Annotated in this window: 17 protein-coding genes, 1 tRNA gene and 1 pseudogene; 8 read left to right on the forward strand and 11 right to left on the reverse strand. The window is 44.8% G+C overall.

Annotated elements, in window-relative coordinates; genetic code table 11:
• Positions 1-382, forward strand: a pseudogene (locus JO375_RS10940) (hypothetical protein); the annotation flags it as partial.
• Positions 383-628: 246 nt separating this feature from the next.
• On the opposite strand, the gene JO375_RS10945 reads toward JO375_RS10940, so the two are convergent.
• Genes JO375_RS10945 through JO375_RS10955 form a run of 3 tightly spaced genes read right to left on the reverse strand, consistent with a single transcriptional unit; the run spans position 629 to position 2,144 of the window.
• Entirely contained in the window at positions 629-904 is a 276-nt protein-coding gene (locus tag JO375_RS10945; protein ID WP_229524497.1) for a holin, read from the reverse strand.
• A gap of 14 nt (positions 905-918) precedes the next feature.
• On the reverse strand, positions 919-1,779 hold the full coding sequence (locus JO375_RS10950; protein ID WP_229524498.1) for a glycoside hydrolase family 25 protein: 861 nt from the start codon (positions 1,777-1,779) through the stop codon (positions 919-921).
• Positions 1,743-2,144: a phage holin family protein gene (locus JO375_RS10955; RefSeq protein WP_229524499.1), complete on the reverse strand. Its 402-nt coding sequence runs from the start codon at positions 2,142-2,144 to the stop codon at positions 1,743-1,745. Before JO375_RS10955 ends, JO375_RS10950 begins: the two co-directional genes overlap by 37 nt.
• Before the next feature lie 536 nt (positions 2,145-2,680).
• Between JO375_RS10955 and JO375_RS10960 the strand changes: the two genes are divergently transcribed.
• Positions 2,681-3,025 carry a hypothetical protein gene (locus tag JO375_RS10960; protein WP_229524500.1) on the forward strand — a complete coding sequence of 115 codons (345 nt, stop codon included), beginning with the start codon at positions 2,681-2,683 and terminating at the stop codon, positions 3,023-3,025.
• Between the two features lie 327 nt (positions 3,026-3,352).
• Here the strand turns inward: JO375_RS10960 and JO375_RS10965 are convergent.
• Positions 3,353-3,438, reverse strand: a tRNA-Leu gene (locus tag JO375_RS10965).
• Positions 3,439-3,675: 237 nt separating this feature from the next.
• Between JO375_RS10965 and JO375_RS10970 the strand changes: the two genes are divergently transcribed.
• Both JO375_RS10970 and JO375_RS10975 read left to right on the forward strand, forming a co-directional pair.
• Positions 3,676-3,834, forward strand: coding sequence for an asparagine synthase (locus JO375_RS10970; protein WP_229524501.1), 159 nt, complete (start codon positions 3,676-3,678; stop codon positions 3,832-3,834).
• A 126-nt stretch (positions 3,835-3,960) separates the two neighbouring features.
• Positions 3,961-4,152: a hypothetical protein gene (locus JO375_RS10975; RefSeq protein ID WP_229524502.1), complete on the forward strand. Its 192-nt coding sequence runs from the start codon at positions 3,961-3,963 to the stop codon at positions 4,150-4,152.
• Positions 4,153-4,237: 85 nt separating this feature from the next.
• Here the strand turns inward: JO375_RS10975 and JO375_RS10980 are convergent, their stop codons facing one another.
• The 3 genes from JO375_RS10980 to JO375_RS10990 all read right to left on the reverse strand — a co-directional run bounded on the left by JO375_RS10980 (position 4,238) and on the right by JO375_RS10990 (position 5,048).
• Complete coding sequence (locus JO375_RS10980) at positions 4,238-4,390, reverse strand: hypothetical protein (RefSeq protein ID WP_229524503.1); 153 nt, start codon at positions 4,388-4,390, stop codon at positions 4,238-4,240.
• A gap of 93 nt (positions 4,391-4,483) precedes the next feature.
• The gene (locus JO375_RS10985) at positions 4,484-4,813 is read right to left on the reverse strand and encodes a YnfA family protein (RefSeq protein ID WP_229524504.1); all 330 of its coding nucleotides are present in this window, start codon (positions 4,811-4,813) and stop codon (positions 4,484-4,486) included.
• Between the two features lie 52 nt (positions 4,814-4,865).
• Positions 4,866-5,048 (reverse strand): hypothetical protein, encoded by a 183-nt coding sequence (locus JO375_RS10990; RefSeq protein ID WP_229524505.1) that lies wholly within the window; start codon positions 5,046-5,048, stop codon positions 4,866-4,868.
• A gap of 506 nt (positions 5,049-5,554) precedes the next feature.
• Between JO375_RS10990 and JO375_RS10995 the strand changes: the two genes are divergently transcribed.
• Positions 5,555-6,586 (forward strand): glycosyl hydrolase, encoded by a 1,032-nt coding sequence (locus JO375_RS10995; protein ID WP_229524506.1) that lies wholly within the window; start codon positions 5,555-5,557, stop codon positions 6,584-6,586.
• Between the two features lie 69 nt (positions 6,587-6,655).
• On the opposite strand, the gene JO375_RS11000 is transcribed toward JO375_RS10995, so the two are convergent.
• From JO375_RS11000 to JO375_RS11015, 4 genes are all read right to left on the reverse strand, one after another.
• Positions 6,656-6,871, reverse strand: coding sequence for a hypothetical protein (locus tag JO375_RS11000; RefSeq protein WP_229524507.1), 216 nt, complete (start codon positions 6,869-6,871; stop codon positions 6,656-6,658).
• A 185-nt stretch (positions 6,872-7,056) separates the two neighbouring features.
• Entirely contained in the window at positions 7,057-8,157 is a 1,101-nt protein-coding gene (locus JO375_RS11005) for a glycerol dehydrogenase (RefSeq protein WP_229524508.1), read from the reverse strand.
• Between the two features lie 132 nt (positions 8,158-8,289).
• A complete protein-coding gene (locus JO375_RS11010; protein WP_229524509.1) occupies positions 8,290-8,838 on the reverse strand; it encodes a GNAT family N-acetyltransferase in 549 nt (182 codons plus the stop codon).
• Positions 8,839-9,268: 430 nt separating this feature from the next.
• Entirely contained in the window at positions 9,269-9,922 is a 654-nt protein-coding gene (locus tag JO375_RS11015) for a cell wall hydrolase (RefSeq protein WP_229524510.1), read from the reverse strand.
• 438 nt (positions 9,923-10,360) lie between these two features.
• On the opposite strand from JO375_RS11015, the gene JO375_RS11020 reads away from it, so the two are divergent.
• From JO375_RS11020 to JO375_RS11030, 3 genes are all read left to right on the forward strand, one after another.
• Positions 10,361-11,026, forward strand: a complete 666-nt coding sequence (locus JO375_RS11020; protein ID WP_229524511.1) for a cupin domain-containing protein — start codon at positions 10,361-10,363, stop codon at positions 11,024-11,026.
• 113 nt (positions 11,027-11,139) lie between these two features.
• Positions 11,140-11,370 (forward strand): LSm family protein, encoded by a 231-nt coding sequence (locus JO375_RS11025; RefSeq protein ID WP_229524512.1) that lies wholly within the window; start codon positions 11,140-11,142, stop codon positions 11,368-11,370.
• Positions 11,371-11,858: 488 nt separating this feature from the next.
• A complete protein-coding gene (locus JO375_RS11030; protein WP_229524513.1) occupies positions 11,859-12,125 on the forward strand; it encodes a DUF2642 domain-containing protein in 267 nt (88 codons plus the stop codon).
• Positions 12,126-12,173: the final 48 nt, after the last annotated feature.

Raw genomic sequence — 12,173 nt, forward strand, 5'->3', positions numbered from 1 at the left:
TGATGCTTCCTCGTCACGGGTTACACCGATGGCACAAAACTATACCGTACATGACAGTTCATATGGTAGGTTCATGGGGGTTAATGTTAGTGAGCTTATGAGTACCGTAACCTACAGGGTAGAGGGCGCTAGGGGTTCGCAAAAAATAACTGCTGTACTTAGTGGCATAGGACTGGTAGTGCATAATTACAACCCACTTGTTGATATTTCGGTATCCTCCGAGAGTCCCTACACGTCTGCTGACCGTCAGTATGCATATATAGTTAATTACTTCAAACATTCTTACAGAGGCACAGGCGGCATGACTTACGGAACGATTAAACACACATTATCTGGAGATACTCAGGGAAGGGAGGGCAGACTGATTTCAGAGATACTGTAACATCAAGGAGGTAACATGGACAAGAAAAACAAAAAGGTTGGGAAGATAGTTGGCTTTACCGTTTTGGGAATTGTTTTGATTATAGTTTTCTTTGGCATCGTCGCGTATTTTCAACTTGTAACCAATGTTAGACCGTAAGTTTTGGAAGCCTTCCGTTATGGAAGGCTTTTGTAATAGATATCAAATCTAAATCCAGAAAAATCGTCAAAACACCTAACAGCCAAGCCGATAGGGTGTTTACTTATTTTAAGCAGCTTTATTACCTTTGGTCATTCCGGGTCTATCCTTAAACGCCAGTTCAAACAGCCCTGTCGCTGAAAGCCCAGCCAGTCCACCAGCCCACAGACGCAAGGTAGTATCCAAATCAGTAAAAGGTGAAGCCGCCCAACCAATCAGCAGGCCGATTACTACGCCCACAGCAGGCACTACATTTACAGGCAAATTAATTGTCTTCTTCACCAACTGCACCAAAGAAATAACTACCACCGCCAAAACTGAAGCAAAGGCTAAAACCTGATTCATGTTTCCATAATTACTTATCCCCCCTTGAGAATGTTTTTACGTAAACGACTAAGAGTGGCAGCAGCCTCTTCCCGGGTAATTGGTGCGCCAGGGCGGGTACCATCAAAATATCCGTTTTCGGTCATCTCAGCCCATACATCCGCTGCCCATGGGCTAACCTTATTAATGTCTCTTTGCTTTTCTACCACTGTATTTTCCCCCTTCTTATTGAACCGCGTCCGCAGTTCGTCCGCTGTGCCGTTAAACTCATTTAAATCGACTGAACCGGCAATACCTGATACCGTGCGTGTACCACTTGGAAGCATGCCGCCAGTGCTGCCGTCGCTATACTGCCAAAAGTCCCAACTTGTCCAGCCGGACGCATCCGGTGGAACCTGCGAGGCGCTATAACGCGCACTCCATAGCGGGTAATTGCTTAGGCCGCTGAAATTAGCAATGAATGACGGGTATGTGTACACAATAGGCTGCACGCCAGTAAGTTGCTCAACTTCCTGCAAAAACGCTTTAGCTACGACTGTAATCGCCGCTTTACTCAGGCCGGACTGATTGGACTCATAATCCATAACAGGCGGCGAATCGAAAGCCTGCATGCCTCCAGCGTCCTTCATTGCACTTACAAAGTTTGTTGCTTCCTGTCGGGCCTCTTCCGGTGTAGTTGCTGAATCGTCCACATAATGGTATGCACCCACCAGCAGGTCCGCCGCCTTTGCGTCCTCAACAAACTTCAAGAAGGTTTTGGAGCGAAACGACTTGCCCTGTGTCGCCTTAATAAAAACAAAGCTAATCCCGTCTGCAGCTACCCTCTTAAAATCAATATTTCCGTTGTGGTGGGATACATCTATCCCTTGCGCATTACGGCTATTTCGTGGTTGCATCTTTTCCATCTCCCTTGTCTTTTAACTGCTGAAAAGAAACTTTTTAGTTTGAAGGGCAACGGGATTCCCATTGCCCCCCAGTTTTCGGCCAAGGATAGCCCTTCATGGCCAGCGTAGAAGTAAATAGCCGCCGTCCGGAAGATCGGTGCTCCGGGTTGTAACCAATTGTCTAATTGTGGAGACAATCCCACCACCGTCAGCACCGTAGCCTTGCGGATGCCTCCCCAAAACATCACATCACTGTTCATTTTTTTGTTTTTAATAGCTGCCAAAACCCCAAAAATATAATCCAACACCATCATCGTGAGCAGCACCTGCAGCGTTTTATCCCACCCTCCAAGAAAACGTAACCAGAAGTCCAACAAGCGCAGACCATCCCCCTGCCGTCGCCTCCTTTTTCGTTGCTCCGACCATTGTGGTCTATACGGTGCCGCCAAACAATTTTATTTGGCTCACTAAATGCTCTCCTCTCTCCGTTCAGGAAACTTTTCCTGAGCTATCATCGTTTGGTTTATGATCTTTTGCCGCTTGAGCCTGAATATCTGCTAAAGCATTTCCTACCGCTATATCCAAACCTATAAGTATTTCTTTACGTTTATGTGGCTGTGAAGCAAATCACAGCTGAAATACTTGTTAGATCCAATTGAATATCCAATGTAGACTTGATCTTTGCCACGGTTTTTATCATCTCTTTGAAGTAGAATTTCGACCACAAGTGGCGAACGCAAATAAGCCCCTGAGTTATCAGAGGCTTTCATACTTGTATCTTAAAATTGTTTTGTTACTATAACGCTGCGGATTTTAAAGGAAAATATTGTTCTACAGCCGAAATCGCCCTCGCAAGACAATCACTATTGAGGACAAGGCATTGTTGAAAACGACAAAGAAGCTTAGAGATTACTTGGATGACGAGTTAGCCAAGTTTAAACAGGAGGTGCTAAGTGGCAATTATATTCCACCTTCCAAATTCACATTCAAAGACTTCTATGAAAATGAATGGGCACCCAAAGACGCCGAACCAAAGTTGAAACGGACAAACGAAGCTACTGAGGATTATGTGGACATGCCGCAATGGTATATGGATGAGCTAGCCAAGCATATTAAAGCGATGCGTAAAGCAAAACTTGAGGCAAAAGCTCTGGGGGTATGGCAAGGTAGAGATCGCAACTTCGTTTTCCACGCAGGTACAGGTAAGCCGTACTATCACACCACGTCTACTCAGAGTTGGAAGTCTTGGTGTGAATAAAATGGATTCCGTAATGTTTCCCTCCACGGACTACATCACACAAATGCAACTTATTTGTTGGGGCAGGATGCATCCATCAAAGAAATTCAGCATCGACTGCGACACTCCACTTCTCAGGTGACCACAGATACCTATGCGCACGTCACCAAGAAGCTCAGCCGTAGAAAACAGCTCACCTTGACGTTTTCGATCCAAAAGTAGTTCGTCCCCAATCCGTCCCCAAAAGCGAAAAAAGCGCTCACCCCCTATAAAATGAGTGCTATGATCTCAAGTCCCAAAAAAACAAAAAACCCTTGAGTATCAAGGGTTTCATGCGATAAATTATTATGCCGAGGACCGGGATCGAACCGGTACGGTAGTCACCTACCGCAGGATTTTAAGTCCTGTGCGTCTGCCAATTCCGCCACCCCGGCATACATTTAGGAACGTTTTTTACACTTACTTGTCTTACAAGTATTAGAGAAGCATTTAGCTTATATTCTCAATTTGTAAATACCGTTCAATTGGCCACCAACATATAATACGACAATTTCATCGGAATGTAAAGTGTTTTTAAAAAAAAATTAATAAAATCATCCGTTTGAATAACTTTAACTCATTTGAATTACACTAATAAACGTCTTTCCAAACTACCAGAAGGGGTGTTACGAATGCGTGAAGGTATGATTCCAGCTGTTCTCGGAACGGTAGTATCGGCTTCAGGCGCTGCGTTGCTGGGCAGTAGGTACAAACTTGCAGCTACAGGCATTCTCGGTTTCGGACTGGCTCATGTTGTTCTGGGAGCGATAGATCTGTTTGGGCGTCGCTAGTTGTTTGGAAAGTGCCGGGCAGGATGCAGTTCCTCCCGGCTTTATTTTTATCAGCCTTTAGCCTGAAACGTGCTCGTATGTATATAGAGAATCTGAATACACCTAAAAGGGAGCTTGTGATACGCCATGAAAAAAAATCAATCCGAAGAAAAAAATCGTGCGGGCAATTCATTGGAACACACACAATCCCTGGATCAGCTTGAGCCGGGATTTAATCGCATTCCTAATGCCGATGTCAGCACACCTGCTGCTACCGACATGATTGATGAAGCTGTAGACCGTGGAATCGATAAGCTGCGCAACGACTTTACAAAATAATGATTTTACAACATTAAGCACAGGAAAACAGAACTAGTGATTCATATGCAACCTGAGTCTGCGTATGTACAGTGATTTTGTAAAATCACTTGAATATAAGCATAAACCAGCCAATTATCGAAATCCACAGTATGCCGCTAATGGCAAGCCCACACACAATACCTACAGAGAAATTACCTTCGGTTTTCGGCAAAGCCTTCCCGAGCTTCAATCTAAGCTTCATTTGATTCCAGTCCATAGAACCCCCTCCTTAAGTTCTATTTCGGAATATGGAGCTTATTTTTGTAGATCAATAGTCATATTTTATAAAATAAAAAAAGGGATCTTTGTCCTATGATCCTGAGCGGGGAATAAGTATTACTGCAATCCCAACCAAACAAATCAATCCTCCAATGAAATCATATATATCAGGTGTTTTTTTATCAATCCACCAGCCCCATGCAATCGAAAGAACGATAAATACACCTCCGTATGCTGCATAGACGCGCCCAAAGGAGGAGAAAACTTGAAAGGTGGCAATAATTCCGTACAAAGCCAAAACCACTCCACCGCAAAGTCCAATATACCATGCCTTCCCTTCACGCAGCCATTGCCAGATCAAATATCCTCCTCCAATTTCTGCGATGCCCGCTAAAATAAAAAGTAACGCTGCTTTTAACACCATCTCATCTCCTTTATTCTGCTCATCTTTTGATCAATTTTGAATATTTTCGTTAGAACAACCTGCTTAACATGATAATCAACACAATCACCCCAACCAGAATAAGCAGGTTGCTAACCTGACGCCATAAACCAGAGACTCCCTCAGAGTGAAGCTTGCGCTGATTCACATCAAAGTTTGCTTTGGCTCCTTCAGCATCTACAGGTTTGGAGAACGGTCTGTTATCTTCAATCATGTACGCGACCTCCTAATCAGTATCATCTTAATGATATCAAACTCCGCCTCTGATTTCGCACTGATTTTACACCTGCAATTGCCGTTGCTGCTTACTGCATATTTCCACTGTGTCTTCATAATTATGAAGTGTACAACCATACATCGATATACCACTAAATATAAAGGATGATGGCTAAGCAGAGCAGAGTAGGTATTTAGACGCCTTTTATTGCAGGACGGTAATTATGGTATAATCTAGTCAACTTGTTCAAGACCGTAATCAAAGCATACCTGATTTCCTAACTATAATAATTTACATCCAAGCAGCCTGTATCCTGATTACAAGCCTGCATATCTGATTGTAATTCCGAAAGAGGATACCGATGTCCCCAATCTTTTTAGCACAGGACTTCAATGGATGGACGATGATTTTGTCTGCTATTGATCATACTGAGCGGATGGATACAGCTTAGAAAACAAAAAGGAAAAGGCTAGTCTCATAACATGCATCAAAGGAGGAGCGCCATGAAATCTCACTCAATTCGCTTTTGGTTACAGAGAGTGCTGCTGCTTATGCTTGTTTTAATTTTTAGCGGCTCTCAGCAATCATTCATCATCGCCGATGCCGCCCCGCCTGTTAATGCTCAAGCCTCAGCTAAAGCAAGGCAGCTGCTTGCCTACCTTTCCAATGTGCCGGCTGGTATGCTGATCTCCGGACAGCACGATTACTTAGAAGCACCGGATGAGCAAGTAAACAAGCTGCAACAAATCAGCGGCCAGTTCGCAGGACTTCACGGCTACGAGTTTGGGGGATTGGCCAATCAGTCCCGTGCCGCCTTACGGGAACAGCGGAAGCGTGTTGTGGACAGCGCTATTCAATGGAGCCAGGACGGCGGGATTGTAACGATTACCTTTCATCAAGCGTTACCGGGCACACCCAGAACGTGGAAAAACGTACAAGCCAAAATTACCCAGGCTGAGTTTAATCGCTATATCACACCAGGCACCCCTCAATATAAACAGCTAATTGCCGATTTGGACGAGGTGGCTCTTTCTCTAAAGACCTTGCGAGAAGCGGATGTGCCTGTTTTATGGAGACCTTATCATGAAATGAACGGCAACTGGTTCTGGTGGGGGAACAAGCAAAATTACGCTAAGCTGTGGGATCTGATGTATGACCGGTTCGTACATGTCCATCATCTGGATAACCTTCTGTGGGTATGGAGTCCCAATGCCCCGAATGCATACAGCACTCCCTATAATCGAACCTTTCCAGGTATTCATCGAGTGGATATTCTCGCAGCCGATATCTACAACAATGATTATAGGTCCTCCTACTACACTGGGTTGCTAAAGCTTGCGCAGGGCAAGCCAATCGGAATCGGGGAAAGTGATGTTTTGCCAAGTGCGAAGGTACTGCAAAACCAGCCGAACTGGGCCTATGCCATGACATGGGGAAAGGAGCTGTCCGCAGCCAATTCTCAGGCATCAATCAGACATTTTATGAACCAAAGCAATGTTATCACACGAGAATTTCTGCATGAATCCTTACGCTAAAAGAACAATAAGCATCAACTTCGCTCGATGAGTGAGATTGATGCTTTTAACATAACCCAGACCAAATCATTAACTATTCCTGATTACTTCTTCCAGGTCAATATCGGCATACGCCTCTCCACCAAGATGGACGGATGTGATGGTGTAGACCCGCTTGGTCAGTCTTGACATTAGCCGATCGCCCGGTACTACTGAATATTCTTCCCGATAATCCCCAATTTTGTGAAAGCCGCTGGACATATGGATGTACAAGTTGCCTCTCCGTGTTTTACCATGTACCAACATCAAATCTCCTCCTGATGTAACATCCTACTTCCCTGTTACATGTATATCGGTCAGAACAAGATACGATATAAGTCCCGGTTACTATTTTTTTGTTACTCAGGATGGTGCATTTACACGAAACGGGTCTGCCATTGATGTGACAGACCCGTTTTTGTCAAGCTATTATTGTATAGGGGGAAGAACTATTATTTATAGGATTCTGCGATCGTATCCGTTGCAATGATAGCGTTGTACACATCCTCAGGGCTGACCGGGAATGGCATGTTGACCATTGTATCATTTGGTGCACAAGCGGATTCAGCCACTTGACGCCACTCGGCCTCAACAAATTCCTCGACGCCCAAGTCACGAAGCGTCAATGGAAGACCTACATCTTTGACCAGCTTAATCACGGTTTCCAGTTCCTCTTTCGGTGCATTTTCCAGCACCAGCTGAGTCAACAGACCAAATGTAACCTTCTCGCCATGCTGTGCTTTGTGGAGCGAAGGAACAGCCGTCATACCGTTATGAATAGCGTGTGCTGCTGCCAAGCCGCCTGATTCCGCACCGACACCACTCAAATAAATGGTCGCCTCAATCGTATCCTCCACCGCACGGGTGTATACTTTACGATCTACGGCGCGTTTGGCCTTCACTGCATTTTCCAGCAGCGTTTCATAGCAAAGACGAGCAAGTCCCAGTCCTGTAGTGGAAGGCTTGTTCAGAACCAGGTTGTTCCCATTGGATTGATAGCAAGCCCGCGCTTCAAAATAAGTCGCCAGCGCATCACCGATTCCAGCCGCAAAGAAACGTGCAGGCGCTGCTGACAGAATGCCCGTATCTGCCAGTACAACGTCTGGATTCGTAGGCAGAAACAAATATTCATCAAAGGAGCCGTCCTTTTTATATATAACCGCAAGCGCAGTACAAGGGGCATCCGTAGAAGCTATCGTTGGGAAAATAACGACCGGCAGCTTTTCATAATAAGCAGTTGCCTTGGCGGTATCCAGCGTTTTACCTCCGCCAATCCCTATAATAATATTCGAGCCATGCTTGCGCACCAATTCACGATTACGCTCGATTTCTTCTTTTGTACATTCATACTGGAATTTCTCGAAAACCGCCTGATTACCGGCTGCTTCAATCGAAGCGCCAGCCTCCTTTTTCGCCCGTTCAAGAATAAACTCATCACAAATAACAAAGGCTTTATCGCCATAATCCTTAAAGTAGTCATTTAATGATGAGAGCAGATTTTGACCGGAAATGAATTGTTTGGGTGAAGTAACGGACCTTACAACGTTTGACATGTAAATTCCTCCTCAGCTTTGACTCATACCAAAATGAATAGCCATTTCAGCATGTGACAACCTAACTATAAACCTCTTCTTACCCTATTAAAAGGCTTGTATGGAATCTTTTATGAACAAATTGTGTATCCATCACTCCATCACAGCCGAATTCCATTCAGAGTACAGGATTCCCATCATGATGCGATCATAGCTGCTACCATCGCGCAAAACAGCGGAACGAACCCTGCCCTCAAGCTGGAAACCTGCTTTTTGGTAGGTCCGGATAGCCTGATCATTGTATTCAATGACATCCAGCCCGACCCGGTTCAAATTTAGTTCATTAAAGGCATAACGAAGAATAAGACGCACTGCTTCAACCCCGTAACCTTTACCACGATATTCCCTGTTACCTATGCCGATTGCCAGCTGTCCGATTCGATTGTTCCACTCAATCCCATGTATGGCAACAAATCCGATCAAGACATCATCTGCCAAGGTTCTTAACCGAAAATAAATTTCATTAGAGCTTGGAGCCCCTTCTGCTTCCATCTGCTTCAGCGTATAAGGAAGAGCCAAATCCGTATCTACATTTCGGAGGTACTCCGCATCCTCTCCCCATTTGAGCATTACCTCCGCATCCTCTTCCCTGACTGCAGCCAGTTTAATTCGTTCGCCATAAAATAAATTTTTAATCTTCATAGACACTTCATCTCCTGTTGTACTTTTTATCCGTTTTTTTCATCACAACCGTCATATTATAAAATCACCGCGATATAAGCTCCCCTTTATGAATTCAGTGTATAAATTTTATAAGACAATCGAACATAACACAATCCGCGTATCACAAACACCATCTACATTCAATTTTATAGAAAACATATCTTCCCTCAACCATTCAATTTCCTGAATGCTCAAAAAAAAGACCTTGCAGCCGCAAGGTCTTTGCTAATCAAAATATTTAAACAGCATAGCAAGGATGTTATAAGAATATCGGTAAAATATGTAGAATCTTTAAAATTCAATAAGCAAAAATATCCCATTTTATTTATAAACTCGTGAATATATAAAAAAATCGCCACTGCCTCCGGCTACAGGAGCAGTGGCGACTAACAAGTTATTAGTTTATGAGTTAATTCGTAAACGTGTGCCGGCCGAGCGAAATGACAGCCGGACGGCTTTTGCTCCAAGTAGCTGTAGCAATCGCCGGATTATAATAATATAAGGCCCCGTTCGTCGGATCGGCACCATTCAGCGCCTGTCTTGCCGCACGGTATGCGGTCTTGTTGGGCTTCAGATGGTATTGACCATCCTGTACAGCGGTAAACTGGCCTGGCTGCAAAATAACGTCCGGAATCGAGCTTGGAAATTCACTGGACTGTACACGGTTTAAGACGACAGCACCGACAGCCACCTGTCCTTCAAACGATTCTCCGCGCGCTTCGGAATAAATGATCCGGGCCAACTGTTCCAAAGCTGTTTGGCGTACCCTTCCAAAGGAATCGAGCTTGGTTTGTGTTGCAGCCCCTGCTACACCATCAGGCGTTAGCCCATGATCTCGTTGAAAGCGGGCCACTGCTTTGCGGGTCAAAGAGCCATAGTATCCCGTAAAACCGGCTTTAAAATAACCGAGCGAATGCAGCTGTTGTTGAAGCTCCAGTACCCGATCACTCTGAACCCCTATCTTCAAAGCTGATGATTGGGCTTGTGCTTGTCCTGGTGTGACTGATAAGACAGTACCCAGCATACATGCACAGGACAGGAGTAAAACAGATAATTTTTTCATATTCCAGACAACCTCCTCTTTCATGTTCTGTCCGGTACAGCTATTCCGGCCTGCACAACTCAGGGGCGTTTATCCGATCATGTTTTCTCTGCTATAGCTTTTGGCCTGCTGCGGAAAGACGCGTTGCTATATTATGGAATCGGACCATGCTTCTTTCAACGTCCGTTGCAGTATACCACAGCCCGCAATTACGTATCATCCGGCTCTGGTCCTAAGACTACAACAGCAAACAAAACGCTGACCCCAAAGGGGGTAATACGTCGTAGAGAAAAAAAACCGGTTCTATCTACACTTGAATACGTGACTTTTTTCGCTATTTTTCGCCTTCTGCTTGCCGAAATCTTAAGTGTCCATGCACACCTGTATAGGCGAATACATAGAGTAGGATAGCTATGCGATATCAAAATCTGGAAAATACAGAAAGGCAGGAAACGGCACGTGAATGCTTATGTGGATTACACCTCTCCCTCCGTACAATTTACCTATGATTTAAGCAACAATGTCTTGTTTCAAAAGGATGCGCAAAACTCGATTAACGAGCTTTCAATCCAGCAACTGAATACGCTGGCCAATGTATCATTGCTAGAGATCCGTCTCAGTACGGCAAATGTGATAGAGCCCCATTACCATCAAAATGCCACAGAGCTGGTATATTGTATCTCGGGAGCAGTAACGGTCTCGCTGATTAATCCGTTCACTCGCGAATTGAAGCATTTCCCGATTACACCCGGTCAGGTCGCTAACGTCCCGCAGGGATGGTGGCATTATCTTGTTGCAACGATGGACAACACTCATTTACTGACGATATTTAATGCACCTGTCCCTGAATTTATCCTTGGTTCCGATATCTTGCGCTTAACGCCAAGCAATATTCTGGCTCATACGTACTGCCTGAATGAGAATCAAATTCAAGAGGCGCTCAGCCCTCTTAAAAAGCCCATCCTCATCGGTCCTCCCAAGGACTCCAAGTATCGGCCGCCCCGAAAACCAGGGATACATGTAAGGCTTGCCGATGCTTCATCCCATAATCAGGCCGCCCTTGAAAGAAGCTGCGCATATACGCACGGATACCCCGGTTTTTCCTCTAACCCCTATCAAAATTAGACTTGGTTCTGTCCAAAGCCAAAGCTCCAGAGAAGCCTCTTTTCCTGTATGTTCGCCGTTACCATTCGGCCCTTCTGCTCATACAATGCGAATGTACAAGAGGGGGTGATGGAATGGACGCTTATTACAACTGCATGAGATGTATGCACAAAAAGGTGCGTATTCTAACGATGGACGGAAAACAGTACGTAGGAACTATTATGGATGTCGATCGTCATAATGTGTACTTAAAACCCGAGTCAAAAGGTTGTGTACGAACATCCGGCTTTTATCCTTACTACGGATTTAATGAGCAAATCATAACTTTGAGCCTGTTCACCTTGCTTGCAATAGCCTTAATTTAATCCTTGATTCGTCTCATGCCCTGTACGCACATGTCAAGCACCTCATATGACAGCTGTCTAGCCCGGCACAGATTGTGTCAGGGCTTTGTACACTGCGATTTGAGGTGCATTATCATATTAACCATCCGGCTTATTCTAAAATGATTAAACCCCTCACCGGTTATATACCAATGAAGGGTTTAACCTACTCAATTCAATTTAGACCCATAAAGACTTGGTGATGATGACCAGAAGGATGAACAATACAAGAATAGCACCTGTTGATGTCCAAACACCTGGGTATCCTCCGCCGCCATAACCTCTTTCGCTTTCACTCATGGATAAGTTCCTCCTTTAACTCAGGGTACAACATAGCTTATGTACTGAGTGTCCTTGTGGACCGGGCTTTTTGGCAATGTTGTGATACTTTCCGTTTATGGGCAGCAGCCTACACCCTTTCTGGGCAGGAGCATACGATACATCATAACTAATCTTAAGGAGTGAAGCGATTGAATTCGAATCAAGCGTTCAGTTACAGCGCCAATCAGCCTTTTCCCCATCACCTTACCCCTCACCATGTGGTGGTATACCCTGTAGACCCATGCGTAGTTGAAGCATTGAGAGCAGCGACCGGCAAATATGTTGTACTTGAGACAACACGCGGCAGAATTGAGGGATGCGTGCTGGATTGTAAGCCTGACCATGTCGTTTTGGATGTATTCGGAAAAAAATTCTTTGTCCGTATCTGCGAAATCGTATGGATTGTGCCCCATTGAACGATCAGACAACACAAATCCTCGCGTATCCTATCCAGATAAGCGAGG

The organism is Paenibacillus farraposensis, from assembly GCF_020736845.1.
Classification (GTDB): domain Bacteria; phylum Bacillota; class Bacilli; order Paenibacillales; family Paenibacillaceae; genus Paenibacillus; species Paenibacillus farraposensis.